Annotated in this window: 20 protein-coding genes, 1 tRNA gene and 1 pseudogene; 11 read left to right on the top strand and 11 right to left on the bottom strand. The window is 71.8% G+C overall.

Translation table 11 applies throughout. The annotated features are described in order from the left end of the window. Positions 1-18: 18 nt before the first annotated feature. Both nrtL and OIU81_RS11310 read right to left on the bottom strand, forming a co-directional pair. Positions 19-1,206 carry an ArgS-related anticodon-binding protein NrtL gene (gene nrtL / locus OIU81_RS11305; protein WP_329146432.1) on the bottom strand — a complete coding sequence of 396 codons (1,188 nt, stop codon included), beginning with the start codon at positions 1,204-1,206 and terminating at the stop codon, positions 19-21. Positions 1,207-1,405: 199 nt separating this feature from the next. Then, entirely contained in the window at positions 1,406-1,927 is a 522-nt protein-coding gene (locus OIU81_RS11310; protein WP_443073970.1) for a response regulator, read from the bottom strand. A gap of 233 nt (positions 1,928-2,160) precedes the next feature. On the opposite strand from OIU81_RS11310, the gene OIU81_RS11315 reads away from it, so the two are divergent. Beyond that, positions 2,161-2,232: transfer RNA gene (locus OIU81_RS11315), tRNA-Arg, on the top strand. 673 nt (positions 2,233-2,905) lie between these two features. On the opposite strand, the gene OIU81_RS11320 is transcribed toward OIU81_RS11315, so the two are convergent. After that, positions 2,906-4,192 (bottom strand): cytochrome P450, encoded by a 1,287-nt coding sequence (locus OIU81_RS11320; protein WP_329146436.1) that lies wholly within the window; start codon positions 4,190-4,192, stop codon positions 2,906-2,908. A gap of 876 nt (positions 4,193-5,068) precedes the next feature. Here OIU81_RS11320 and OIU81_RS11325 point away from each other — a divergent pair. The 5 genes and pseudogenes from OIU81_RS11325 to OIU81_RS11345 all read left to right on the top strand — a co-directional run bounded on the left by OIU81_RS11325 (position 5,069) and on the right by OIU81_RS11345 (position 10,325). Next, positions 5,069-5,428: a hypothetical protein gene (locus tag OIU81_RS11325; protein ID WP_329146438.1), complete on the top strand. Its 360-nt coding sequence runs from the start codon at positions 5,069-5,071 to the stop codon at positions 5,426-5,428. 164 nt (positions 5,429-5,592) lie between these two features. Continuing rightward, positions 5,593-6,969: pseudogene (locus OIU81_RS11330) on the top strand (FtsW/RodA/SpoVE family cell cycle protein); the annotation flags it as partial. Positions 6,970-7,283: 314 nt separating this feature from the next. Next, positions 7,284-8,738 (top strand): penicillin-binding protein 2, encoded by a 1,455-nt coding sequence (locus OIU81_RS11335; protein WP_329146440.1) that lies wholly within the window; start codon positions 7,284-7,286, stop codon positions 8,736-8,738. A gap of 163 nt (positions 8,739-8,901) precedes the next feature. Beyond that, positions 8,902-9,387, top strand: a complete 486-nt coding sequence (locus OIU81_RS11340) for an HD domain-containing protein (protein WP_329146442.1) — start codon at positions 8,902-8,904, stop codon at positions 9,385-9,387. 155 nt (positions 9,388-9,542) lie between these two features. Next, complete coding sequence (locus tag OIU81_RS11345; protein ID WP_329155040.1) at positions 9,543-10,325, top strand: ABC transporter ATP-binding protein; 783 nt, start codon at positions 9,543-9,545, stop codon at positions 10,323-10,325. Between the two features lie 137 nt (positions 10,326-10,462). Here OIU81_RS11345 and OIU81_RS11350 read toward each other — a convergent pair whose 3' ends face one another. Then, positions 10,463-11,572: a ferritin-like domain-containing protein gene (locus tag OIU81_RS11350; protein ID WP_329146444.1), complete on the bottom strand. Its 1,110-nt coding sequence runs from the start codon at positions 11,570-11,572 to the stop codon at positions 10,463-10,465. A gap of 166 nt (positions 11,573-11,738) precedes the next feature. Between OIU81_RS11350 and OIU81_RS11355 the strand changes: the two genes are divergently transcribed. The 3 genes from OIU81_RS11355 to OIU81_RS11365 all read left to right on the top strand — a co-directional run bounded on the left by OIU81_RS11355 (position 11,739) and on the right by OIU81_RS11365 (position 13,802). Continuing rightward, positions 11,739-12,686: an AurF N-oxygenase family protein gene (locus OIU81_RS11355; protein WP_329146446.1), complete on the top strand. Its 948-nt coding sequence runs from the start codon at positions 11,739-11,741 to the stop codon at positions 12,684-12,686. Positions 12,687-12,758: 72 nt separating this feature from the next. Beyond that, a complete protein-coding gene (locus tag OIU81_RS11360) occupies positions 12,759-13,499 on the top strand; it encodes a TetR/AcrR family transcriptional regulator (RefSeq protein ID WP_329146448.1) in 741 nt (246 codons plus the stop codon). 36 nt (positions 13,500-13,535) lie between these two features. Then, the gene (locus OIU81_RS11365) at positions 13,536-13,802 is read left to right on the top strand and encodes a hypothetical protein (RefSeq protein ID WP_329146449.1); all 267 of its coding nucleotides are present in this window, start codon (positions 13,536-13,538) and stop codon (positions 13,800-13,802) included. A 42-nt stretch (positions 13,803-13,844) separates the two neighbouring features. On the opposite strand, the gene OIU81_RS11370 is transcribed toward OIU81_RS11365, so the two are convergent. The 5 genes from OIU81_RS11370 to OIU81_RS11390 form a co-directional block, all read right to left on the bottom strand. Then, positions 13,845-15,098 carry a styrene monooxygenase/indole monooxygenase family protein gene (locus tag OIU81_RS11370; protein ID WP_329146451.1) on the bottom strand — a complete coding sequence of 418 codons (1,254 nt, stop codon included), beginning with the start codon at positions 15,096-15,098 and terminating at the stop codon, positions 13,845-13,847. Positions 15,099-15,191: 93 nt separating this feature from the next. Next, complete coding sequence (locus OIU81_RS11375; RefSeq protein WP_443073971.1) at positions 15,192-15,809, bottom strand: GTP-binding protein; 618 nt, start codon at positions 15,807-15,809, stop codon at positions 15,192-15,194. A 37-nt stretch (positions 15,810-15,846) separates the two neighbouring features. Then, the gene (locus tag OIU81_RS11380) at positions 15,847-16,245 is read right to left on the bottom strand and encodes a DUF742 domain-containing protein (RefSeq protein ID WP_329146453.1); all 399 of its coding nucleotides are present in this window, start codon (positions 16,243-16,245) and stop codon (positions 15,847-15,849) included. Then, the gene (locus OIU81_RS11385) at positions 16,242-16,736 is read right to left on the bottom strand and encodes a roadblock/LC7 domain-containing protein (RefSeq protein ID WP_329146456.1); all 495 of its coding nucleotides are present in this window, start codon (positions 16,734-16,736) and stop codon (positions 16,242-16,244) included. Before OIU81_RS11385 ends, OIU81_RS11380 begins: the two co-directional genes overlap by 4 nt. Beyond that, positions 16,733-19,579, bottom strand: coding sequence for a sensor histidine kinase (locus OIU81_RS11390; RefSeq protein ID WP_329146458.1), 2,847 nt, complete (start codon positions 19,577-19,579; stop codon positions 16,733-16,735). Before OIU81_RS11390 ends, OIU81_RS11385 begins: the two co-directional genes overlap by 4 nt. A gap of 619 nt (positions 19,580-20,198) precedes the next feature. On the opposite strand from OIU81_RS11390, the gene OIU81_RS11395 reads away from it, so the two are divergent. Next, positions 20,199-21,044: a hypothetical protein gene (locus tag OIU81_RS11395; protein ID WP_329146459.1), complete on the top strand. Its 846-nt coding sequence runs from the start codon at positions 20,199-20,201 to the stop codon at positions 21,042-21,044. Between the two features lie 89 nt (positions 21,045-21,133). On the opposite strand, the gene OIU81_RS11400 is transcribed toward OIU81_RS11395, so the two are convergent. Further along, positions 21,134-21,637 carry a MarR family winged helix-turn-helix transcriptional regulator gene (locus tag OIU81_RS11400; protein WP_329146461.1) on the bottom strand — a complete coding sequence of 168 codons (504 nt, stop codon included), beginning with the start codon at positions 21,635-21,637 and terminating at the stop codon, positions 21,134-21,136. A gap of 281 nt (positions 21,638-21,918) precedes the next feature. Between OIU81_RS11400 and OIU81_RS11405 the strand changes: the two genes are divergently transcribed. Further along, entirely contained in the window at positions 21,919-22,821 is a 903-nt protein-coding gene (locus OIU81_RS11405) for a lysozyme (RefSeq protein ID WP_329146463.1), read from the top strand. A gap of 72 nt (positions 22,822-22,893) precedes the next feature. On the opposite strand, the gene lon is transcribed toward OIU81_RS11405, so the two are convergent. Next, positions 22,894-25,392: an endopeptidase La gene (lon, locus tag OIU81_RS11410; protein ID WP_329146465.1), complete on the bottom strand. Its 2,499-nt coding sequence runs from the start codon at positions 25,390-25,392 to the stop codon at positions 22,894-22,896. Positions 25,393-25,479 lie beyond the last annotated feature (87 nt).

Below are 25,479 nucleotides of genomic sequence, written 5' to 3' on the forward strand. Positions count from 1 at the left end.
AGATCCCCTCAAAATGGTTCAGAGGTATTCGGGAGCGGAGATGCCGAGCAGACGCAGGCCGTTGGCGAGCACCGTCCCGCCGGCTTCGGCAAGCGCCAGCCGGGCCCGGTGCACGGCCAAGGGTTTGTGCTCCCCGGCGGGCAGTGGCGGAAAGACGTCGTGCCAGCGGAAGTACGCGTCCGCCGTCGCCTCCAGATGCCGCACCACCCGGTCCGGCGCCCGCAGCCGCGCGGCGGCCTCGATGACGGAGGGATAGGTGGCGAGAAGCGTGAGGAACCCCTGAAGGGCGCGGTCGGGGGCGTCCGGCACCTGGGCCCCTTCGCCGGATGCGGGCCGTCGCGACACCGCATCCGGGACACCTGAAGCGCCCTCGGTCACGGAACGCCCCACGTCCCCCGGCTCCCCCGAAAATCCCAGCTCACCCGCGTTCCGCACCAGCGCCCGGACCCGGGCATGCGCGTACTGCACCCGGAACCGCGGATTGCTCTCCCGCTGCACGGGCCGCTCCGGCAGCCGCACCGGATCGTGCGCGGCCGGCCGCAACAGCACCCAGCGCGCTTCGTCGGAGCCCAGGCGGTTGAGGAGGGCCGGGAGGTCGGCGGGGTCGGCGGGGTCGAGGGGGGCGACGGGGCCGCGGGCGTCGTTCGGCGGGGCGGAGACGGGGTGGGAGTCGGTCCGGGCCGGAACTCCGGCCGCCGCGTCGATTCGCGCGAGGGCCTCGGCCACCACTGCCTCGCGGGCACCGGCGGCGGCGCCTCGGGGGGCGGCCACGGGGCCGGGGCGGGTCGAGGAATCGGCGGCGGAAGCGGCAACACCAGCGGCCGCGGCAGTCCGGGGGCTCCCGGCGGTGCCGCTGCTGACACTCCGGTCCCCGTATCCGTCGCCCTGCGCCAGCACCTGCCGCACCAGGGCGACCTGCGCATCGTCCCCCAGCGTGAAATTCAGGAACCCCGGCCCGGCGATCTCGACCCGGGCGATCCCGGGGCTCCCGGCCAGCCGCTTCCGCAGAATCTCGGCCACCTCGCGGGCCGGCCGGCCCGCCGGCTTGGCGAGCTGCAGCGCGACATTGGAGGCGTAGTCCCCACATCCGGGCCGCGGCGGCGGCTGCACCACGATCCGCGCCGGCACGGTCACGGAGAGCTCCTGCTCCTCCACCGCGCCACGCACGGAGCGCAGGACGGTACGGGAGAGCTCAGCGGGGGTCACAGGACAAGCGTATGGGAGACCGGGGGTACCCATGCGACCCGGTTTCGCCCTGTGGACAGTCGGCATGCCGATACGCACAGCGATACGAGGTCGAACCGATCAGCGTGCGGGGCCGCTCAGCGGTTCATCAGTGGTTCAGCGGTAGGTGCACCGGTCAGCGGCCGGCGGACGGACCAGGGCGCCTCTCCCGCCACGTCCCCTACTCCCCACCCGCGTCCACCATGCCCACCCCACCGGACGTCGCGACCCCACCGGACGAAGCACCACGCTCCGCCACTCCCCCGCCCCCGTCGCTTTCCCCGTCCTCGTCGTCGGCACCGCCCTCGGGCCCGCGCTGTCGCTGCCGTCCCTCGCGCACCAGCTTCCCCACGGTCCGCACCAGGTCCGCCGGCTCGAACGGCTTCGCCAGAAACGCGTCCACCCCCACCGACTCCCCGTTGTCCACCTCGCCTTGGGTACACGCACTGACGATGGCGATGGGGATGTCCCACGTCCGCGGATCGGCGCGCAACCGCGCCGCGGTGTGCAGACCGTTGAGTCGCGGCATCACGACGTCAAGGGTCACGACATCAGGTCTCACGTGGTGCACGACATCCAGACACTCGGCACCATCAGCCGCGGTCACGACCTCGAAGCCCTCCAGCTCGAGATTGACCCTGATCAACTGCCGGATCACCTTGTTGTCATCGACTACAAGGATCCGACCGGACAAGCCAGGCACACCATGAGACTAGGACCCCACCTGCGACTGCGTCCCGGTTTTCCCCACTTCCGCCCCCGTGTGAGGGACCTTTCCCCGACCACCACCGCCACTCGCCACCCATGCGCTAGGAACCGGGGAATCCCTCTCCCACCCCCCGCCGACTCCCTCCCCCGCCACCCGCGAAACCTGTTCATGAACACCCCATCAGAGCTGGTAGGGTTCTACCCGTCGCCGCACAAACCGGCGACAACGCCCCCGTAGCTCAGGGGATAGAGCAACGGCCTCCGGAGCCGTGTGCGCAGGTTCGAATCCTGCCGGGGGCACTCCAGCAAGAGCAGTGTGAAACACCCGCTGACCTGCTGAAGTGCCAGACTTCGAGAGCCGGACCCAGTCCCACTGGGTCCGGCTCTTTGTCGTTCCCTCGCCGTCGGTCGCGAGTGAGGGGCGAGCCCGGTCCCGCCAGAGGGCCATGGCGAAGCCGCCCGGAACGAAGAATCCGCCCGGAACGAAGAATCCGCCCGGAACGAAGAAGACAGAGCAATCGGTGTCAGCGTTTTTGAAACGATCAGGGAATCAACCGGGCGCATCGTTCACGAGATCGGATACGACCAGAGCTCTACCTGAACCTCCCCAGCTTTGACCGCTGCACAGGCGACTTGGTGGCCACGCAGGTGCCCGAGCGATGGATGACCGGTGGGGACTCGACTCACCCCGTTTTTTTCGGCGATCGAATTGCTTCCTTCGCAGCTGGAAAACGGGACGTGGCGAAGCCTTTCCCCGCACGGCATTTTCAGGTGCGGGCCGCCGTGTGCGGTATGCCGTAAGTCGCAATGCAACTCGACTCGCCCGGAATGAGGGGGAGTCGAGCTGGAAGGTGCGGGCCGGGAGCGAGGGACGGCGAGGCTTCCGTCGCCGGCGTCGCATCAACACAGCGACCGGGCACCGGGCTCGGCGGCCGTACGCCCGGTCGGAGCGGAAGAGGAGATTCCGTTGGGGTCAGCCGTCCAACCGCACCGGCAGCGACTCGATGCCGTAGACGATGGATAGTTTGCGGAATTCGAGGTCCTCCGGCTTGGCGGCCAGGCGCATGTGGGGGAAGCGGCGTACCAGGGCGGGGTAGGCGGCGCGGAGTTCCATGCGGGCGAGTTCGGCGCCCACGCAGCGGTGGATGCCGTAGCCGAAGGCGAGGTGGGAGGGGACGTTGCGGGAGGGGTCGAACCGTTCCATGTCCGGGCCGATTTTTCCGTCGCGGTCCGCGCCGCTCAGTGAGCACAGCACCACATCTCCGGCGGTGATCTGGACACCGCCGATTTCCAGGTCCTCGCGGGCGAAGCGCGGGAAGGCGACCTGTACGACGGTCAGGTAGCGGAGGAGTTCCTCGACGTAGCGGTCGACGACGTCGTCACCGTCGTTCAGGGCCGCGAAGTGCTTGGGGTCCTGGAGGAGGACCAGGGCGCCGAGGGCCAGCATGCTGGCGGTGGTTTCGAAGCCGCCGGTCAGGACGCCGTCGGCGAGGCCCGCCAGCTCTTCGTCGCTGACCGAGTCGCCGTGTTCCTTCACGATCATCCCGAGCAGACCGTCACCCGGGTTTTCACGCTGCTTCTTGACGATGTCCCGGAAATAGGAAAGGGATTCCGATATGGCACCGAAGGAGGCATTGGCTCCGCTGAAAAGGTCGAAGCGGGCGGCGCTGAGGCGCTCGAAGTCGGCGCGGTCCTCGTAAGGGACGCCGAGGAGTTCGCAAATGACGAGGGAGGGGATGGGCAGGGCGAAAGAGTGGACGATGTCGACCGGGTCGCCGTCCTTGCCCGCCTTTTCCATGGCGTCGAGCTGCTCCTCGACGATCTCGTGGATGCGGGGGGTGAGCCTGCTGAGCCGGCGCATGGTGAATTCGGGCGTCAGGAGGCGCCGGAGGCGGGTGTGCACCGGCGGGTCGGCGAATCCCAGCCCGCCGGGGTTCTGTTCGGCACCCGCGCCGGCCTTGCCGACGAGGTTGGTGAAGTCCGAACTGAAGGCATTGGCCTTTCCCAGTACCGCCTTGACCTCGTCGTAGCCGGTGACCAGCCAGACGTTGGCGGCTATGGGCACGGGAAGCCTGCTGACGGGCTCCGCCTCCCGGACGGCCGCCAAATCGCCCACGGGGTCGAGACCATCGCGCCGCAATGGCATCAGGACGGACTCGGGCAAGAAAGACATTCGAGACAGGTCGAATCCCTTCCTGCGCGTTCTCGCCAGATACATACGGCCGGCCCAGGCGATGATCCGGGAACGGAGAGTCGTCATGACGCTAATACTGCCTTTCGTCGAGGGGGACGGTCACCCGCGCTCCACGGCCCACAACAGGCGGGACGGCACGGGACCTCCACTCGGCGTGCACGGGTGTGACGTACGCCATAGCCCCTCGCTCACGGTGGTCGTGGCTCAGGTCCATGCCATCGACCGATGTCTTCGGTCATCCGCATCAGCGTGACGAGCTCGGCCTCGGCCTTCTTCTTCTCTTCGGTCTGGACGAGTTTACAAAGTGCCATTGGACGCGTTCACGGAACAACCCGGAATGCCCCTGAGTCACCCCGGGACGGCCCCTGATTCTCCCCTGATGTGCCCCATGACCCCTCGGCCATGACCGAGGGTCGATGACCGACGGCCGATGACCGACGGCTCATGGCCGACGACCGACGACTGATGGCTGATGGCTGATGGCTGATGGCCGCAGCGTCGGGCCCCAGCACTGGCCCCTCGGACCCGCAGTCCTGCACCTCCCTGCACCCCCGCCGGCCTGGCGCACGCGCCTGCGTCACCTCCGGGCGGCTCAACCGCGCTCCGGCGGCGGCCAGTTGGAGGGCCCCTCCGCGCCCTGGGAAGCACCTCCCGGCCCAGCGGCAGCCTCAGCATCCCTACCCACCCGTTACACACCGTGACGAGTTGCGTACCATCCGGTGCCTCTCTAGCGTGAAAGGAGAAGCGAGGCAGTCGGCAGGGCGCGTTGCGGGAGCGTGGCGCGTGGCAGGCAGGAGCCGCACTCGCTGCCGGGGAAGGGTGCGATGAGCACCGCCGGCGGGGCACAGGCCCCGGCCCGTCCGTCAGGTGACGCCCGGTGACATCACTCGATCCACCCCGCAGGGACTCCCCTGAGGCTCTCCCCTTCGCAGGAGGAAGCGCATGTTTCCGAAGCCGAAGACCGGCCTGGCCGGTGCGTTCGCCCTGTGCGTGCTGTCCGGTGCGCTGAGCGGGGCCGTCGTGGCAGGTCCGGTGCAGGCGGCCGACGGCGATGACAGCCTCGCCCCGTACGAGGCGCATATCGTCGCCAGGGCGGGGGTGGTGCTGCGTACGGGGCCGAGCAACGAGTACCGCGCGGTGGGCTCGAAGGGCTATGGGGCGGTGGTGGGGATCGTCTGCAGGCTCAACGGGCAGAAGATCGAGGGCAACCGGGTCTGGTACAAGCTCAGCGACTCCTCGTACGTCTGGTCCTCGGAGCGCCACATCGTGCGTGTCGGGGAGGAGCCGCCCCGCTGGTGCTGAGGCGCCCGGACGGAGCGCATGGGGCGCCCCTGGGGCATCCCCGGTCCCGGTGTCCGGGGCGTGCGGCGGTGTGGGCGCCCCGGACGCCACGGACGCCCCGGACGCCGTATCCGACATAACGGAAATAGCGGCCGCCGCTTGCTACGTTGCCAGGCATGACGGCAATGGCAAGGGCGGCCGCCGCGCGCCCGTTGGACACTCCCCCACCGTTGCCGCTACTGCCCAGGCGACGCGGCGTCGAACTGGCCCTCCTGGCCGGCGCCGTGCTCATCAGCGTCTGCGGGTACGTCGTCGTGGGGCTCGCCCGGTGGCATGCGCTGCCGGGCGGTGCGCTGCGGTACGGCGCGGGGCTCGGCGGGCTCGCGCTGCTGGCGCATCTCGCCGTCCGCTTCCGCGCGCCGTACGCCGATCCGCTGCTGCTGCCCACCGCGGTGCTGCTCAACGGGCTCGGGCTGGTGCTGATCTTCCGGCTCGATCTGGACACCCCGGCGGACCACGCCGCGCCCACCCAGCTCATGTGGTCGACGGTCGGTTTCGTGCTCTTCATCGCGGTGGTGGTGCTGCTGGACGACCACCGGAGGCTGCAGCGCCACGCCGCCCGCTGTGCGGGGCTCGCGCTGCTGCTCATGGCCTCGCCGATCCTCTTCCCCGCCGTCAACGGGGCGAAGATCTGGATCCGGCTCGCCGGATTCTCCATTCAGCCGGGTGAGTTCGCCAAGGTATTGATCACCGTCTTCTTCGCGGCCTACCTTGCGGCCAACCGCGGCGTGCTGGCGCGCACCGGGCGCAGTATGGGGCGGCTGCAGCTGCCGGCCGGCCGGGTGCTCGGGCCGGTCGTGGCGATCTGGCTGGTCAGCGTGGCCGTGCTGGTCCTCGAACGCGATCTGGGGACCTCGCTGCTGTTCTTCGGGATCTTTGTCGTGCTGCTGTACGTGGCCACCGGGCGGACCGGCTGGATCGCGGTCGGGCTGCTTCTGGCGGGCATCGGGGCGGCCGCCGTCGGCACGCTGGAGCCGCATGTGCACGGCCGGGTCGAGGACTGGCAGCATCCGTTCGCCGGTATCGCGGCGGGCCAGGGGCCCGGTCAGCTCGCCCAGTCGCTGTTCGCGTTCGCGGCCGGCGGGATGTTCGGCACCGGCCTCGGCCAGGGGCACTCGTATCTGATCGGCTTCGCCATGAAGTCCGACTTCATTCTGGCGACGCTCGGCGAGGAGCTCGGGCTGGCCGGGCTGACCGCGCTGTTCCTGCTGTACGCGCTGCTGGTGGCCCGCGGCTACCGGGCCGCGCTCGGTCTGCGGGACGCGTTCGGCAGCCTGCTGGCCGTGGGCCTCGCGGCGCTGCCCGCCCTCCAGGTCTTCGTCATCGCGGGCGGGGTGATGGGGCTGATCCCGCTGACGGGGATGGCGATGCCGTTTCTCGCGCAGGGCGGGTCCTCCGTCGTCACCAACTGGATCATCGTCGCGCTGCTGCTGCGGATCAGTAACCGGGCGCGGATGCCGAGGGAGGAGGAGAGCGGCGCGGAGGGCGACGCCGGGGCGGGGAGCCCGGAGGCCGGGGCGGGGAGGGCGGCGGCGGGGCTTCCGGCGGACCCGGCCGGCAGCCGGCCGGCCGACGAGGCGGCGGCGCACGGCGGGAGCGGGGCGGGGAGCCTGGCCGGGCGGGACAGCCTGTTCGGGGCGGGCAGCTGGGTGGTGGGCTTCCTGAAACCGACCGGTTCCCCGGCCCGGAGCCGGCCCCCGTCGGCCCCGTCGGCCCCGTCCTCCCCTTCGTCCGCACCGGCCCTGCCCCCCGCACCGGCCGCCCCCGCTGCACCGGCCGCCCCCGCCGATGACGCCTCCGCCCCGGAGGCCGGCCGGTGATCCGCTGTATCCGGCACACCGCCGCCTTCTCGTTTCTGCTGCTCGTCGCGCTGCTGGTCAACGCGGCCCGGGTGCAGATCTTCGAGACCGGGCACTACGGCACCAGCCCGGCGAACCGTCGCACCTCGATCGCCCGTTACGCGCAGCCGCGCGGCGCCCTGCTCGTCGCGGGCCGGCCGGTGACCGGTTCCCGGGACAGCGGCGGGCGGCTGCGCTACGAGCGCAGCTACACCGAGGGCCCGCTGTACGCACCGGTCACCGGCTACTCCTCGCAGATCTACGGGACCTCGCTGCTGGAGAGCGCCGAGGACGGCGTGCTCTCCGGCGCCGACGACCGGCTCGCCACCTTCCCCTGGTGGGACCGTCTCACCGGCACCCACCGGCCGGGCGGCATCGTCCACACCACCATCAACCCCCGGATGCAGCGCGCGGCGTTCGAGGGCCTCGGGGACAAGAAGGGCGCGGTGGCCGCCATCGAGCCGCAGACCGGCAGAGTGCTGGCGCTGGTCAGTACGCCGTCGTACGACCCGGGTGAGCTGTCCGGCAACGGCAGGGCGGCCGGCGCGGCCTGGCGCCGGCTGAACGGTGCCGAGCGGCGGCCGATGCTCAACCGGGCCCTGTGGGAGACCTATCCGCCCGGCTCCACCTTCAAGGTCGTCACCGCGGCGGCCGCGCTGGAGAGCGGCAAGGTCACCGATATCGACGCCCCGACGGATTCCCCCGACCCCTATCCGCTGCCCGGCACCGCCACCCGGCTCGGCAATGCCGCCAAGGGGTGTGCCGACGCCCCGCTCAAGGATGCCTTCCGGGCCTCCTGTAACACCGTCTTCGCGCGGCTGGGCGCCGAGGTCGGGCTGCGCGGCATGGCCGACACCGCCCGGAAGTTCGGCTTCAACGACCGCCGGCTGCGGATCCCCTCGCCCGTGGCGCCGAGCAACTTCGACACCCGGATGGATCCCTCGCAGGTCGCGCTGTCCGCCATCGGCCAGTACGACACCGCCGCCACACCGCTCCAGATGGCGATGGTCTCGGCGGTGGTCGCCAACGGGGGCCGGCTGGCGCCGCCGTACCTCGTCGACAAGGTGACCGACGCCCGGGGGTTCCTGGTCGAGGGCGGCCCGCGCCCGGCCACCCGCCAGGTGATCGGCCCGGTCACGGCCCAGCTGCTCCAGGAGATGATGGTCGATGTCGTCGCGCACGGCAGCGGCCGGCACGCCGCCGTCAAGGGCGTCACGGTCGGCGGCAAGACGGGCACCGCGCAGCACGGCGTGCACAACGAGGGCATGCCCTACGCCTGGTTCATCTCCTGGGCGCGGGCGAGGGACAGCTATGAGCCGGCCGTCGCAGTGGCCGTGGTGGTCGAGGACGCGGCCGCCGACCGCGCGGACATCAGCGGCGGCGGGAGTGCGGCGCCGATCGCACAGGCGGTGATGGCGGCGGCGCTGGGATGAGGTCCGCCGGCGGGACGGACGGGGCGGACGGGGCGGCTGCCCGGCGGTGCCCGGCCGGGCGGGACTCGGCCGGTGTGCGGCCCGGCGCGAGGTGGCACCGTGCCCGTGAGCCGGCCGGCGGACCCGCCTTCACCCGGCCCCGCCGCCGGGTCACAATGGCCGTATGGCTGATGCGATCCCGCCCATGGAACCGGCTCCGCCCCCGATGCTGTCCCTGGCCGAGGTGGAGGCGCTGGCCCGGCGGGTGCACTCCGGCCAGACCGACAAGGCCGGCCGCCCCTATGCCGAGCATCTGGCCGCGGTCGCGGCGGGCGTACGGGAGCGGGGCGGCAGCGAGGAGCAGATCGCCGCGGCCTGGCTGCACGACGCCATCGAGGACGGGGCGCTGAGCCGTGCGTGGCTGGCCGGTGCGGCGCTGAGCCAGGCGGTCAAGGCGATGATCCTGGCGGTCACCAAGTGGGCGGACGAACCGCTCGAGGAGTACACCGCGCGCATTCTGGCCACCCCCGGGGCGCTGCTGATCAAGGAGTCGGATCTCGCGCACAACGCCGATCCGGAGCGGCTGGCCGTGCTGGACGCACCGACCCGGCAGCGGCTGACGGAGAAGTACGCACGGGTGCGGGCCCTGCTGGGGCTGACCGGGCCGTAACCGCCCCCGGGCCCGGCCCCGGGGGTCCACACATCGGACACCGCCCGCAGAAAGGTGTCATACGCAGCTAGTCTGCGGCGATGACCACTCCGCAGCCTTCGCCGTCCCCGGAGCCCGCGCCGTGCGCACCGCCGCCGGCCCCGGGAGCCGCCCGCGTGATCGCCGCCCTGGAGGGCGTCGGCGTCCGCCGCCACACCACGGGGCAGGTCATCCTCGACGCCGTCGACTGGACCGTACGGTCCGGCGAGCACTGGGCGCTGCTCGGCGCGAACGGCGCCGGCAAGACCACCGTGCTGCGCCTCGTCGGGGCGCTGATGTTCCCCACCGTCGGCACCGTCGAGGTGCTCGGCCACCGGCTCGGCTCGGTGGACGTGCGCGAACTGCGCGCCGCGATCGGCCTGGTCTCCGGCGCGCAGAAGGTCCCGCAGGACGCGACCGGCCACACCGTCGTGCTGACCGGGGCGACCGGCACCGTGCAGCCGCTGTGGCGGAAGTACGACGGGGCCACCCGTGAGCGCGCCCATGAGCTGCTCGCCGAGCTGGACTGCAAGGAGCTGGCGGACCGGCCGTACGGGGTGTGCTCGGGCGGCCAGCGGGCCCGGATCCTGATCGCCCGCGCGCTGATGGCCGAGCCCCGGCTGCTGCTGCTCGACGAGCCGTTCAACGCGCTCGACCTGCCCTCCCGCGAGGATCTGATCGACGCGCTGCACCGGCTGGCCGCGGGGCGGCCGGAGCTGCCGACGGTGACGGTCACCCATCACCTGGAGGAGCTGTCCCCGGCCATCGGCCACGCCCTGCTGCTGCGCGAGGGCCGGGTGCAGGCGCGCGGCCCGGTGGACGAGGTGCTGACCGGGGCGCGGATGACGGCCTGCTTCGGCCGGCCGATCGAGGTCTCACGGCACGAGGGGCGATGGCTGGCGCGGTCGGGGAAGCGCTGAGTTCCTGATCCGGGGCGGGGCGTGCCGGCCGGTGACAGGGGACCGACCGGCCGGCCCTGTCCCGCCGGCACCTGCCCGGCCGGTCAGTCCCGTGCCGCCGGTCAGTCCTGCGCCGCCGGTCAGTCCCCTGCCGCCGGTCAGTCCTGCGCCGCCCCCTCCGCGATGGCCGCCGCGACCTCGGCCGTACGGGCCTGTTCCTCGGCCGCGAAGCGCTCGGCGTCCAGCTTCTCGGCGAGTTCCTCGTCCTCGGCCATCAGCAGATCGAGGTTGGAGTCGCCCATCTCGAAGACGCCCATGTCCACATAGGCGCGCTGCAGGCGCTCGCCCCACAGCCCGATGTCCTTGACGCAGGGCACGATGCGGCTGAACAGCAGCTTCCGGAAGAGGTGCAGGAATTCGGAGTTCTCGGTGAATTCGGCGGCCTCTTTCGGCGGAATGCCGAAGTTCTCCAGGACTTCCAGTCCGCGCAGCCGGTCGCGCATCAAGTAGCAGCCCTCGATGACGAATTCCTCGCGTTCGCGCAGTTCGGCGTCGGTCAGCTGCTTGTAGTAATCGCGCAGCGCCATGCGTCCGAAGGCGACATGCCGTGCCTCGTCCTGCATGACATAGGCGAGGATCTGCTGGGGCAGCGGTTTGGTGGTGGTGTCGCGGATCATTCCGAAAGCGGCCAACGCGAGGCCCTCGATCAGCACCTGCATACCGAGGTACGGCATGTCCCAGCGGGAATCCTTCAGGGTGTCGGACAACAGCGCCTGGAGATTGTCGTTGATCGGGTAGAGCATCCCGATCTTTTCCGTCAGGAAGCGGCTGTAGATCTCGGCGTGCCGCGCCTCGTCCATGGTCTGGGTGGCGGAATAGAACTTCGCGTCGAGGTCCGGGACGGATTCGACGATCCGGGCCGCGCAGACCATCGCGCCCTGCTCACCGTGGAGAAACTGGCTGAACTGCCAGGAGGTGTAGTGCCGGCGCAGATCGCCACGGTCCTTCTCGGTCATTTTGTCCCAGTACCTGGTTCCGTACAGGGACATGGACTCGTCCGGGGTGCCGAGCGGGTCCTGGGGGTCGACCTCCAGGCCCCAGTCGATCCGCAAAGTGGCGTCCCACTGCTTGTCCTTGCCCTTCTGGTAGAGCGCGAGCAGCCGGTCGCGTCCGTCGTCGTAGTCCCAGCTGAAGCGGGCCGCGCCGGAGGCGGGCACCTTCCACACGGGGTCGCCTGGGCCTTGCACATAGAGGTCTCGGGTCGACACGGACGCCTCCTCGGCTCGCCAAACGCCTTGTCACGGGCGGTCGTTGGCAGGCTCACACGTTTCTTACCGGCGGGTCAATAAGTCGTGCACGAGGGATTGACGAGCTTGCTGACAAGCAGTCTCATAAGAGTGAACGCGGGTAACCCAGGAGCGAGGTAGCCACACCATGACGAGCGCGCCCACCGACATGACCGTGACGGACACCGAGGTCCTGCGGGACGCCCTAGGTCTGCTCAAGGACCGGGAACAGGTCGCCGAGCGGCTGCTCGACTCCTCCGCGCGGCACTCCTTCGACCCCGACTCCGAACTCGACTGGGACGCGCCCCTCGAGGAGGGCAAGTGGTTCTGGCCGCCGGAACTGGTCTCGCTCTACGACACCCCGCTGTGGCGGAAGATGTCCCTGGAGCAGCAGCAGGACCTCGCCCGGCACGAGGCCGCCTCGCTCGCCTCGCTGGGCATCTGGTTCGAGATCATCCTGATGCAGCTGCTGGTGCGGCACATCTACGACAAGCCGGTGACCAGCGCGCACGTCCGCTACGCCCTCACCGAGATCGCCGATGAGTGCCGGCACTCCAAGATGTTCGCCCGCATGATCCACAAGGGCGGCACCCCCGCGTACCCGGTCTCGCGGGTGCACCACAACCTGGCCCGTGTCCTCAAGACGGTCTCCACCACCCCGGGTTCGTTCGCCTGCACCCTGCTCGGCGAGGAGATCCTGGACTGGATGCAGCGGCTGACCTTCCCGGACGAGCGGGTGCAGCCGATCGTGCGCGGGGTGACCCGCATCCATGTCGTCGAGGAGGCCCGGCATGTGCGCTACGCCCGTGAGGAACTGCGCCGCCAGATGATCACCGCGCCGCGCTGGGAGCGGGAGTTGACCCGCGTCAGCTCCGGCGAGGCGGCCCGGGTCTTCTCCCTCGCCTTCGTCAACCCGGACGTCTACCCCCACGTCGGTCTGGACCGGCGCGAGGCGCTCGCCCAGGTGAAGGCCAGCGGCCACCGCCGTGAGGTGATGCAGTCCGGCGCGAAGCGGCTGACCGACTTCCTGGACGACATCGGCGTACTGCGTGGCATGGGCCGCAGGTTGTGGCGCCGCTCAGGGCTGCTGGCCTGAAGGATCCTTGTGAACCGACCAGTAACCGAGCGCCTGTCCGAAGCGGAATCCGAGGCGGTTACGCTGCTGTTCATGAACGGCAGCGGCACCGCCCCAGCAGTACCCCGACCCGCCTATCGCAGGCTGAGCGTCGAGCAGCGCCGCAGCCAGCTACTCACCGCCGCCCTGGGCCTGTTCGCCCAGCGCGCCCCGGAGGACGTCTCGCTGGACGACGTGGCCAACGCGGCCGAGGTCTCGCGGCCGCTCGTCTACCGCTACTTCCCCGGCGGCAAGCAGCAGTTGTACGAGGCCGCGCTGCGCAGCGCGGCCGACATGCTGGAGCGCTGCTTCGCCGAGCCGGAGAGCGGGCCGCTCACCCAGCGGCTGTCGTGCGCGCTGGACCGCTATCTGGCGTTCGTCGACGAACACGACGCGGGCTTCAGCGCGCTGCTCCAGGGCGGCAGCGTCGTGGAGACCGCCCGCACCAGCGCGATCGTGGACGAGGTGCGGCGGGCCGCGGCCGACCAGATCCTGCGGCATCTGGGCGAGCCCGAGCCGGGCCTGCGGCTGCGGATGACCGTGCGCATGTGGATCACGGCCGTCGAGGGCGCCTCGCTGATCTGGCTCGACGAGGACAAGCAGCCGGGCCTCGACGAGCTGCGGGACTGGCTGGTCGACCACTTCATCGCCCTGCTGACCGCCACCGCCGCCCGGGATCCGCAGACCGCCCGGGTGACCCGGGCGGCGCTGAAGCTGGAGGCCGCCGACGGCCCGGCCGGCGGACTGGCGCGCCGTCTGCTGCCCGTGGTGAGCGACGCCACGCATCTGCTGTGAGCTGCCGCCCCGCGGCGGCGGTGGGAGACTGACGGCGTGCGAAGCGAGAACACCCCGTTCGTCGGCGGGCCGCTGGACGGCCGGGTACTGCCCGTGCTGGTCGGCATGACCGGGCAGCCGCCGAAGACCTACGAGGTCCCGGTGCCGGACGACGGCCAGGGTCCGCCGCGGCGGTATGTCTACCGGCGTGTGCCGGGGCGGGTGGGCCGGCTGGGGCTGCCGAGCGGGTGGCGCTACGAGTACGACCCGGAAGGCAAGACCTCCGGCGGCAGGCCCCGGTGGCCCTGGCGCAAGCCCCGCTGAGGCGGTGCACCCCCACGGACCGGGAGCACACCGCCGCAGGGATCAGCCCGTCAGCGACGCCAGGTAGGCGTTCGCCTTCTCCGGCTCGTAGAAGAAGTTCTCGAAGTCGGACGGGTCGTCGAAGCCGTTGGCGAAGCGGTCCGCGATGGGCTGGAGCTGGCCGGCCGCGCCGATGATGTTCAAGATGTGCTCCGGCGGCGGGGCCAGCATCGCGTTGGTCCACTTGGTGACGTGCCGGGCGGTGTTCCAGTACCGCTCGAAGGTGGCCTGCATCCAGTCCTCGTCGAACGGCCGGTCGCCGTGCTCGACGATGGAGGCCAGGTAGGACGCGGCGCACTTGGCGGCGGAGTTCGAGCCCTGGCCGGTGATCGGGTCGTTGGCGACCACGACATCCGCGACGCCGAGGACCAGACCGCCGGAGGGCAGCCGGCCGACGGGGTTGCGCACGGTGGGTGCGTAGCGGCCGGCCAGGGTGCCGTTGGCGTCGGTCAGTTCGGCCTTGGTGGCGCGGGCGTACTCCCAGGGCAGGAACGTCTTCATCAGTTCCAGCGTGACGGCGAGGTGCTCCTGGGGGTCCTTGACGCCCTGGAAGGCGTCCAGCGGACCGCCGGGTATGCCCTCCCAGAAGAGGATGTCGGCGCGGCCGGAGGTGGTGAGCGTCGGCATGACGAACAGCTCGCCGACGCCGGGCACCAGGTTGCAGCGCACCGCCTCGAAGTCGGGGTGCTCGGGGCGCGGGCCCATGCCGTGCACATAGGAGACGGCGAGCGCGCGCTGCGGGGCGTCGTAGGGGGAACGCGCGGCGTTGCGGCCGAACATGGACACCAGCTCGCCCTTGCCGGCCGAGACCAGCGTCAGGTCGTAGCGGCCGGCGAAGAAGTCCAGGTCGGAGACGGCCGCCCCGTGGATGACGAGCTGCCCGCCGCGCTGGGCGAAGGTCTCCATCCAGCCGGCCATCTTCACCCGCTGGTCGACGGACTGGGCGTAGCCGTCGAGCCGGCCGACCCAGTCGATGGCGCGCTGCGAGCCCTCGGGCGACTCGTGGCTGCCGGGGGCGGCGACCGAGACACCGAGGCCCTCGATGCGCGGGGCCTGGCTCTCCCAGAAGTTGATCTGCAGGTCGCGCTCGTGCTGGAGCGCGGTGTGGAACATGCACTGGGTCGACATCACGCGCCCCGCGCGGATCTCATCGGCGGTGCGGTTGGACATGAGGGTGACCTCATAGCCCTGGGACTGGAGGCCGAGGGCCAGCTGGAGACCGGACTGGCCGGCCCCGATGATGAGTATTTTCCGCATGGCGGCACTCTTCTCTGCTACTGCGGGTGTTCGGGGGTGAAGTGGGGGGGGTGGCAGACCGCCGCCGGCGGGGAGCGGACTCCTGCGGCGGCGTTACTCGGGGGCGCTCTCCAGGGCGTGGCCGACCAGCGCCAGCAGTGCCTGGATGACCGTGGTCCGCCGGCGCGCGTCCATGATCACCACGGGCACGTGCGACGGGACGGTCAGCGCGTCGCGGACGTCCTCCGCGTCGTAGGAGTCGGTCCCCTCGAAGTGGTTGACCGCGACGACATAGGGCAGTCCGCAGCTCTCGAAGTAGTCCAGCGCCGGGAAACAGTCCTCCAGACGGCGGGTGTCGGCCATCACGATCGCACCGATCGCCCCGCGCACCAGGTCGTCCCACATGAACCAGAAGCGCTGCTGTCCGGGCGTGCCGAACAGATACAGCACCAGCTCCTGGTCGAGGGTGATCCGCCCGAAGTCCATCGCGACCGTGGTCGTGGTCTTCTCCGGGGTGGCGGTCAGATCGTCGGTCTCCTCGCTGGCCTGGGTCATCACCGCCTCGGTCTGGAGCGGGGTGATCTCCGAGACCGATCCGACGAACGTGGTCTTGCCGACGCCGAAGCCGCCCGCCACCACGATCTTGGTGGCGATCGGCGCCTGCGCACGGTCCGTCTGCCAGCTCTGCAGCCCCGCGTCGGCGGCCGTGGCCGCCGGGTCGGCCTGACCCACGGATCCGGTGGTCGCCGCCGGCCCGGCCGATATCGTGTCAGAGCCTGTGAAGTCCACTCAGCACCCTTTCGAGCAGCGCGCGGTCGGGCCGGCCGGAGCCGTGCCCGGTGCCGTAGACGCGAATCTTTCCCTGGTCGGCGAGGTCGCTGAGCAGCACCCGGACCACGCCCAGCGGCATCTTGAGGAGCGCGGAGATCTCGGCGACCGAGCGCATCCGGCGGCAGATCTCGACGATCGCCCGCATCTCCGGCATCACACGGTCACCCCAGCCCCCGGAGGTGAGTTCGCGGCGCTCCTCGGGCGCCTCCAGTGCGGCCACGAAGGTCTCGACCAGCAGCACATGGCCGAATCGCGTCCGGCCGCCGGTGAGCGAATACGGCCGCACGCGCGAGGGTTTCCGGTCCCCGCCGCGCACGGGGAGTTTGGGAGTACTCACTTGGCGTTCTCCATCGACTTGCGCAATTCACTGCGGAGTTCGGGGGTGAGGACATGTCCGGCCCGGCCGACGAACAGCGCCATGTGGTAGGCGATGACGTTCATGTCGCAGTCGGGGGTGGCATGCACGCCGAGCAGCGACCCGTCGCTGATCGACATGACGAACAGACTGCCCTCGTCCATCGTGATCATCGTCTGCTTGACCGCCCCGCCCTCCATCAGCTTCGCGGCGCCGTTGGTGAGGCTGCCGAGGCCGGAGACGATGGTGGCCAGATCCGCGCTGGAGCCCCGCGGCCCGTCACGCTCGCCCGGCTGTGCCGCCTCGTCCGTGCGGTCGGGGTCGGAGGACAGCAGCAGCAGACCGTCGGAGGAGACCACCGCCACCGAGCGGATGCCCGGCACCTCGTCCACCAGGTTCGTCAACAGCCAGTGCAGATTCTGTGCCTGGCTGCTCAGGCCTTGTCCGTAAGCAGTGGGCGCTTGCGCGTTCAATCGCGTGCCTCCTCGACAACGTGGCTCTCTCCCGGGGCCCCCGCTCCGTCGGTCTCCGTCTGTGGGATGGTCTGCTCCGTTGTACGTTCCGCGATTTCGGCCTCGACGTCACGCCGGCCGACTCGCGCCCCCGCCTGGAATCCGCCGAGCCGGCGCCGCAGCGCCTCGGCGTTTGCCGCACCGCTCTTGCGCGGTGCGGCGGGCGCCTGCTGCTGCGCCACGACCTTGGGCGTGCGCTTGGGCAGCCCGGTGGCCGTCCGCCGCTTCCCCGAGGGGGCGGCGGCAGTCTCTGGATCGGCCGGTTCGCCGGCCTCCGGCGCGTCGGCGGGCGGCGCCTCGGCGTCGGGGCCGGGGGCCGGGTCGGGACCGGGGGCCGGGACGGAAGGCGCCGGGTCCGGGCGCCCCTCGTCCTCGGCCGGGAGGTGGTCACCGGTGCCATGGGTGGTGGCGGCGTACGGTCCGGGCGACCGCGGGCCGTACGGGCTCGGTTCCGACGGGGAGTAGGTGGTCGGGCCGGACGGCTGCGGCTCGGGCGCCGGTTCCTCCGGGCCGCCGAGCCCGGCGGCGTCGATCGCCCGCTCCGCGGCGGCGACGAACGGGTCGTCGCCGGGTGCCGGCGCCGGGGTGTCCTCCTCGCGGGGCTCCGGCGCGGCCGGGGGGCCGTCGGACCGCTCGGTGTCGGCGGCCGGGCCCCGGTCGTCCCGGGCCGGGGACGCGGGGGCCGCAGCCTGCGCCGCCGGTTCCGGGCGCGCCACCCGCGCCGGCAGCGCGTTGGAGTTCGCCTCGGCGACCGAGCCGGGCAGCCCCGGGGAGTGCGCCAGGTCCGGCGACGCGGAGGCCGGGGGGCCCGACGGCGCCGGGCGGGTGGGCAGGATCGAGCCGGGCAGCACGATGACGGCGGTGACCCCGCCGTGCTTGGCGTCCCGCAGCTGGACCCGGACACCGTGCCGGGCGGCCAGCCGCACCACGACGTACAACCCCAGGCCCAGCGCCTCGTCGATGGTCTCCGAGGACGAGGCGGCCTCGACGTCGCAGAGCCGCTCGTTGAGCTCGGCCATCCGCTCCGAGGTCATCCCGATGCCCTCGTCCTCGACGGAGAGCATCACCTCGCCGCTCTCCAGCAGCCAGCCGGACAGCTCGACATGGGCGTTCGGCGGGGAGAACGCGGTGGCGTTCTCCAGAAGTTCGGCGACCAGGTGGCTGAGGTCGTCCGCGGCGAACCCGGCGACCTGGGAGTGCGGCGGCAGCGACTGGATGCGCACCCGCTCGTAGCGCTCGATCTCGCTGATCGCGGCGCGCAGCACGTCCAGCAGCGGCACCGCCCCCTGGTGGTTGGTGCTGTGCTGCTCCGCGCCCGCCAGCACGAGGAGGTTCTCGCTGTTGCGGCGCATCCGCGCGGCGAAGTGGTCCAGCTTGAAGAGGGTTTCCAGCCGCTCGGGGTCCTGCTCGCTCTCCTCCAGCGACTCGATGACGCCGAGCTGGCGCTCCACGAGGCCCAGGGTGCGCAGCGAGAGGTTGACGAACCGGCCGTGCACACCGCTGTGCAGGGCGGCCAGCCGCTCGGTGAGATCGGCGATCTCCTCCCTGAGCGTCTCGCCCTGCTCCTGGAGCACCTCGCGCTCGGCGACCAGCCGCTGCCGGCCGCCGATCAGCCGCTTGCGCTCGCCCTCCAGCTCGGAGGTGCGCCGCGCCAGCTCGCCGACCTGGGCATGCAGCGCGTTGACGGACCCCACGGCGGCGGCGAATTCGTCGTTGCGGCCCTTGTAGGCGAGGGGCTCCTCGTGCGCGGGGTCGGCGGCCAGCCGCTTGGCGCCGATCCGCAGCGCCGCGAGCGGCTGGGTCAGCGAGCGGGCCGCCCAGACGCCGGCGCCGACGGCCAGCAGCAGGCACAGACCCTCCAGCCCGATGCGGATCTCCAGCTCCGTCACCGCGTCGTCGCGCAGCGCGCCGAGCCGCTGGACGTCCGCCGTGGCCATGGCGGACTCGACGCCGCGCATCAGCCCGACACGGGTGGTGAGGGTGCTGCGCACCCGCGGGCGGCTGAGCCGCAGATCGGCCGCGTCCAGCCGGGGCTGGTCGGTCAGCCGGGTCAGATAGCGCTCGGCGTCGGTGACGTCCGCGCCGTTGACGGTGCTGCCGTAGCGGTCGCGGGCGCGCGCGCTCGCGGCCTGCTCGAAATCGCCCAGCGCGCCCTGGGCGCGGGTGTGGGCGACCTGGGCGAGGGCGGTCAGCCGGGGCTGGCTGCCGCCCGCGTCGAGCGCGGCCAGCAGCAGGGCACGGGTGCCGGCGGCCTGTTCGGTGGCGCGGCCCAGCGCGGGCAGTGCGCGCAGGTCGGCGTCGGCGGCGTCCGCGCGGGCGGGCAGCCCGCGGGCGATGTTGTCGCTGATCGCGCCGAGCGCCTGGAGCGTCCGGGTGTAGGCGCCGTAGATCTGGTCGGCCGAGGCGGTCCGGGACAGCGCCTTTTGACGGGTCTGCGGGAGGGCGGCCAGCAGCTTGGCGGCGGTGGCGTAGACGGTGGTGTCGCCCGAGGCGTCCCGGGCCTCGGTGCGCAGGTCGTCGATCTGCCGGTCCACCTGGTCGCGCTGGGCCCGGGTGGCCGTGGCCGCCGCGCTCCCGGCGCCGGTCGCCGCGGCGCCGCGGTGACCGGCGGCGTAGGCGGTCATCCCGTCACGTTCGTCGGCGAGGGAGTGCGCCAGGGCGATGGCGCGGACGTTCAGCTGGGCCAGATCGACCAGTTGCTGGCTGCTGGTGGCGTCGTCGGCCGTCGCCGTGAGGCCGGGGGCGCCGGCGCCGAGGACCGCGGCGGCCACGACGGCCACCGCCCCGACGAGCCGGTTGCGCACCCGCGCAGGACGGCGTCCCGGGCCGCCCTCGCCGCCGTCGGCCGTGCTCGCACCCTTACCAGGAGCCGAGCCCGTGCCCGCGCTCGAACCGGCCGGTGATCCCGGCTTCCCTGCGCCGCCCCGAAGCCGCATCTTCCGCACCGCTGCTCGCATTCCTGTCTCGCCTGCTCGCGCCCTGTGGCGTCGCGGACCCGGCTCGCTCTCCGCTCGCGGGGCGGGGCGGATCTGCGCGAAAACCGCAGCAACGCACACGTCCGCGAGGGGAAGCAGCCCGGCTCTGCGCGTCGCGACGAGCGTCCTGGCCCAGCCCCATGATCCGGGCAACGACCATTCCACCGGCGCCGCGCAGTGGCTCGGCAACACATGCCCGGCCACCTGAACGAGTGAACATCAATCGGAGTTTGGCCATCAACTTCCGCGCGCGAAGGTTTTCGGCCGCAACCCTGCGCAACCCCCGGACGGGTTTGGAGATGCGTCCGGGTCCTGGCAGGATGCGCGCCCGCATGCCGCCGGGCCGTGGTCCACACGATCCCTGCACATCTGTGGTGTTCCCGTACCGGCGCGGCCGTCCGCGTCAGCCCGCCGGGGCCCCGTGACGCCCTCCGGCAGACTGGCGGCCATGCACCTCGCACTCGCCACCGAGCCGGGCGACCCCCAACACCCAAATGAGGACTACGCGTCGGTAGCCGTTCCTGCCTCCGGCCAGGGCGGGGTCCTGGTCCTGCTGGACGGCGTGACACCACCGGAGGAGGACCACGACTGTGTGCACACGGTGCCGTGGTTCACCGCGCGACTGGGCGGCGCAATGCTCGAACTGTCGGTTTCACACCCGGATATGACGCTCCCGAAGGCACTTGCCGCGGCCATCTCCCGGACGGCCGATATGCACCGCACCTCCTGTGACCTTTCTCACGCCCGCACTCCGCAGGCAACCGTGGTCGCCGCGCGGTGGTCCGAACACACCGTCGAGCATCTCGTCCTGTCCGATTCGGTGCTCCTCCTGGAGCGGACGGACGGCTCGGTGCTGCCGGTGCTCGACCCCCGGCTGGACGAACTGCCGCCCGCGGTGCGGGAGCTGCGGGCGGCCGTACGGGCGCTGCCGCGCGGCTCGGCGGAACGGGCCGCCGCGGGGCGGGAGTACGGCCGGGCGGTCGAGGCGCTGCGCAACGCCGAGGGCGGCTTCTTCACCGCGGCCGCCGACCCCTCGGTGGCCGCCCGTGCGGTCACCGGCACCACCCCGCGCTCCGCCGTCCGTTCCCTGACCGCCCTCAGCGACGGCGCGAGCCGCTGGGTGGAGGTCTTCCGGGAGGGCTCCTGGGCCGACTGCGTGGCCCTGGTGGCCGGGCAAGGCCCCCAGTCGCTGATCGACCGGGTCCGCGCGGCGGAGGCGGCGGACCCCGCGGGCGCGGCGTATCCGCGCGGCAAGGCGCGTGACGACGCGGCGGTGATTTTTGTGGCGCCGTGACAAATCACCGGCGGGCGGGGCATTTCTTCCACCGCCACGGCGCGCCGCCTCGACGGCCGCGGACCGGCGCCGGGGCGGCGGCCCCGCGGCTATACCTCGTCGCCCTCCTGCTCGGCGTTCAGCCGGTGCAGCAGGCGGGCGAGTTCGGCGACCTCGCCGCGGTCCCAGGAGGCCAGGCGGCGGGCGTAGCGGGCGCGGCGGCCGGTGCGGACGCGGGTGAAGCGGGCGTGGCCCTCGTCGGTGAGGCGTACCAGGACCGCACGGCCGTCGGCCGGGTCCGGTTCGCGGGCGACCAGCCCGAGCTTCTCCAGGGCGTGCAGCTGGCGGCTCATGGTGGCCTTGCCGACGCCGAAGAAGCCGGCGAGGTCGGTGGCGCGCTGGGCGCCGGCATCGGCCAGCCGGAAAAGGAGACCGTAGGCGGCGGGTTCCAGATCGGGATGCACCTCTCGTGCCAGTTCGCCGGAAGAGGCACGGGCCCGGCGGAGAAATACCGCCAATTCGCGTTCCAGGGCGAGAAATACGTGGTCCACCCCGACCGGTTCGCCCTCCGCCATCGCCCCGTCGGCTCCGGTGTTGTGCACGTCAGCGCCCATTCTTCCGCTTTCCCTCACCTGAAAGTTTCCGCCTTCGGCGGCTGAAGCCGCAGCTCGGCCAGTATTTCGCAGGATTAGACCAACGGCAGCCCGCGCACCCTCTTTTGGCACACCGGTCTACGCGCGTACCGTCATTTCCGGTATGGCCGTACCCTTCGGCCCCGGATGCCGGCGGGTCCGCCGCGCGTCCCGCACGCCGCACCCCCCCTGTGTCCGCATGCCCGGTCATGCCGTCGGCTCTTCCCCCCTCAGCTCATCCACCGAGATCTTCGGAGGCACGTATGTCCGTGCTCAGATCCGGCTCCCCCCACCGACCCGCCCGCTCCCCGGCGACCGTGCCCGGGGTCCCCCTCTCCTTGCTCTCCCTGTTCTCCCTGCGCTCCCTGCTCTCCCTGCTGTCCCTCCTCGCGCTCCTCCTGAGCCTCGCCGGTACCGCGGACGCCGCGGGCGTCCGGCGCGCGCCCGAACCCCGCCACCCAGGCCAGGACTGGGCCGGCTCCCAGATCGCCCGGCACGAGGGCACCTCGGCCGGCACCCCGCCCGCGGCCTCGCCCACCGCGGCCGTCGAAGGGGTGGACGTCAGCAGCCACAACGGGAGCGTCTCCTGGTCCACGCTCTGGAACAGCGGCGTCCGCTTCGCCTATGTGAAGGCGACGGAGTCCACCAGCTACACCAATCCGTCCTTCGCCCAGCAGTACAACGGGTCCTACAACGCCGGGATGATCCGCGGCGCGTACCACTTCGCCACCCCCGACACCTCCAGCGGCGCCGCGCAGGCCACCTACTTCGCCGGCCACGGCGGCGGCTGGTCCAAGGACGGCAGGACACTGCCCGGCGCGCTTGACATGGAGTACAACCCCTACGGGTCCACGTGTTACGGGCTGACCCCGGCCGGGCTGGTCAACTGGATGAAGGACTGGTTCGCGACCTACAAGGCGCGCACCGGACGCGACGCCGTCCTCTACACCTCCACCGGCTGGTGGAAGCAGTGCACCGGCAACTCCACGGCCTTCGGCGCCGTCCACCCGCTGTGGATCCCGCGCTACGGCTCCTCGGTCGGCGAACTCCCGGCCGGCTGGGGCTTCCACACCCTCTGGCAGTACACCTCCTCCGGCCCGACGGTCGGTGACCACAACCGCTTCAACGGCTCGCTGGACCGCCTCAAGGCCCTCGCCAACGGCTGAGGCCCCCCCCGCGGGCCGGCCCGTGCTCCCCTCACGGAAGCACGGGCCGGCTCCGGTGCCGGGCCGCGACGGTCAGGCCGCGACCGGGACCTGTGGCGCGGCGCCGTTCGACGCCGGGGTCAGCGCCAGCTGGAGCACCTGGCGGACGTCCGCGACAGGGTGGACCTCCAGGGCATCGAGGATCTCGGCGGGGACGTCGTCCAGGTCCGGTGCGTTGCGCTGGGGGATGACGACGGTGGTGATCCCCGCACGGTGCGCCGCCAGCAGCTTCTGCTTGATGCCGCCGACCGGCAGCACCCGCCCGGTCAGCGAGACCTCACCGGTCATCGCCACGTCCGGCCGGACCTGCCGGCCCGACAGCAGCGAGGCCAGGGCCGTCGTCATCGTCACGCCCGCGCTCGGGCCGTCCTTGGGCACGGCGCCCGCCGGTACGTGCAGATGCACGCCGCGCTCCTTCAGATCGGCGACCGGCAGCTCCAGTTCCGCCCCGTGGGAGCGCAGGAACGACAGCGCGATGTGCGCGGACTCCTTCATGACGTCACCGAGCTGGCCGGTCAGCTGGAGCCCGGACGCACCGGTCTCCGGGTCGGCGAGCGAGGCCTCCACATAGAGCACGTCACCGCCGGCGCCGGTGACCGCGAGACCGGTGACCACGCCGGGCACCGCGGTGCGCCGCTCGGACGGGTCCTGCGCCGACTCGGGGGTGTGGTGCGGTCGCCCGATCAGTGGGCGCAGCTGCTCCGCGTCCACCGTGAACGGCAGCTCCTGCTCGCCGAGTTCGTGCCGGGCGGCGATCTTGCGCAGCAGCCTGGCGACCGCCCGCTCCAGATTCCGTACGCCCGCCTCGCGGGTGTACTCGCCGGCCAGCTTGCGCAGCGCGCCGTCCTCCAGCGTCACCTCGCCGGGCTCCAGACCGGCCCGCTCCAGCTGGCGCGGCAGCAGGTGGTCGCGGGCGATGACGACCTTCTCGTCCTCGGTGTAGCCGTCCAGGCGGACCAGCTCCATCCGGTCGAGCAGCGCCTCGGGGATGGCGTCGAGGACATTGGCGGTGGCCAGGAAGACCACATCGCTGAGGTCGAGTTCCACCTCCAGGTAGTGGTCGCGGAAGGTGTGGTTCTGCGCCGGGTCCAGGACCTCCAGGAGGGCGGCGGCCGGGTCGCCCCGGAAGTCGGAGCCCACCTTGTCGATCTCGTCGAGCAGCACCACCGGGTTCATCGACCCGGCTTCCTTGATGGCCCGGACGATCCGGCCGGGCAGCGCGCCGACATAGGTGCGGCGGTGGCCGCGGATCTCCGCCTCGTCGCGGACGCCGCCGAGCGCGACCCGGACGAACGTGCGGCCCATGGCGCGCGCGACGGACTCACCGAGCGAGGTCTTGCCGACACCGGGCGGCCCGACGAGCGCCAGCACGGCGCCGCCCGCCCGTCGCCCACCACCGCCCTTGCCCGAATCGCTGCGCGGTGCCCCCTTCGATGGCCCTCCGACCAGCCCGAAGCCGCGCTCGGCCCGGCGCTTGCGGACGGCCAGATATTCGGTGATCCGCTCCTTGACGTCCTCCAGGCCCGCGTGGTCGGCGTCCAGGACCTCCTTGGCGCCGGCGATGTCGTAGGCGTCCTCGGTGCGTGCGTTCCAGGGGAGTTCGAGGACGGTGTCGAGCCAGGTGCGGATCCAGGAGCCCTCGGGGCTCTGGTCGCTGGACCGCTCCAGCTTGTCGACCTCCTTCAGGGCGGCCTTGCGGACGTCCTCGGGCAGGTCGGCGGCCTCGACGCGGGCGCGGTAGTCGTCGCCCTCGTCCGCCGGATCGCCGTTGAGCCCGGCGAGTTCCTTGCGGACCGCTTCCAGCTGCCGCCGCAGCAGGAACTCCCGCTGCTGCTTGTCGACGCCCTCCTGGACGTCCTTGGCGATGGACTCGGCGACATCCTGCTCGGCGAGATGCTCCCGCAGCAGCTCGGTGGCGAGCTTCAGCCGCGCCACCGGATCGGTGGTCTCCAGCAGCCGGACCTTCTGTTCGGTGGTCAGGAACGGCGAGTAGCCGGAGTTGTCGGCCAGCGTCGACACGTCCTCGATCTGCTGGACGCGGTCGACGACCTGCCAGGCGCCGCGCTTGCGCAGCCAGCTGGTGGCCAGCGCCTTGTATTCCGTGACGAGTTCGCTCACCGCACCCGGATAGGAGCCTCCCCTGCTCGAACGGGGTGGAGAGCTCGGGGAAGGGTCGGGGACCGTCTCCTCGACGGTCGTGCCCTCCACCCAGAGCGCGGCGCCGGGGCCGGTCGTGCCGGAGCCGATCCGCACCCGGCCCAGGCCCCGGATCAGTGCCCCGGGGTCGCCGTCGGACAGCCGGCCGACCTGCTCGATCCGCCCGAGGGTGCCGATGCCCGCGTAGGTCCCGTCGACGCGGGGCACAAGCAGCACCCGCGGTTTGTTGCCCGAGGAGGCGGCGGCCTGGGCGGCCTCCACCGCGGCGCGGACCTCCGCGTCGGACAGGTCCAGGGGCACCACCATGCCGGGGAGCACGACCTCGTCATCGAGGGGCAGCACGGGCAGAGTGAGCGAGGTGGAAGTCGAAGCCATGATCTCCCCTTCGGCAAGCAAGTTGAGCTTTTCCCACTCAATGCCGGGGAGCCCGGAGATGTTCCCCCATGCGCGTTCGCTGTGAGC

Origin of the sequence: Streptomyces sp. NBC_01454 (genome assembly GCF_036227565.1) — a bacterium.
GTDB lineage: Bacteria > Actinomycetota > Actinomycetes > Streptomycetales > Streptomycetaceae > Streptomyces.

Bases quoted from the DNA above. Each gene is read 5' to 3' on its own strand.
- lon (WP_329146465.1), bottom strand. From the start codon at position 25,392: ATGGCTTCGACTTCCACCTCGCTCACTCTGCCCGTGCTGCCCCTCGAT.
- OIU81_RS11370 (WP_329146451.1), bottom strand. From the start codon at position 15,098: ATGCGGAAAATACTCATCATCGGGGCCGGCCAGTCCGGTCTCCAGCTG.
- OIU81_RS11360 (WP_329146448.1), top strand. From the start codon at position 12,759: ATGAACGGCAGCGGCACCGCCCCAGCAGTACCCCGACCCGCCTATCGC.
- OIU81_RS11340 (WP_329146442.1), top strand. From the start codon at position 8,902: ATGGCTGATGCGATCCCGCCCATGGAACCGGCTCCGCCCCCGATGCTG.
- OIU81_RS11400 (WP_329146461.1), bottom strand. From the start codon at position 21,637: ATGGGCGCTGACGTGCACAACACCGGAGCCGACGGGGCGATGGCGGAG.
- OIU81_RS11355 (WP_329146446.1), top strand. From the start codon at position 11,739: ATGACGAGCGCGCCCACCGACATGACCGTGACGGACACCGAGGTCCTG.
- OIU81_RS11325 (WP_329146438.1), top strand. From the start codon at position 5,069: ATGTTTCCGAAGCCGAAGACCGGCCTGGCCGGTGCGTTCGCCCTGTGC.
- OIU81_RS11405 (WP_329146463.1), top strand. From the start codon at position 21,919: ATGTCCGTGCTCAGATCCGGCTCCCCCCACCGACCCGCCCGCTCCCCG.
- OIU81_RS11320 (WP_329146436.1), bottom strand. From the start codon at position 4,192: ATGACGACTCTCCGTTCCCGGATCATCGCCTGGGCCGGCCGTATGTAT.
- OIU81_RS11395 (WP_329146459.1), top strand. From the start codon at position 20,199: ATGCACCTCGCACTCGCCACCGAGCCGGGCGACCCCCAACACCCAAAT.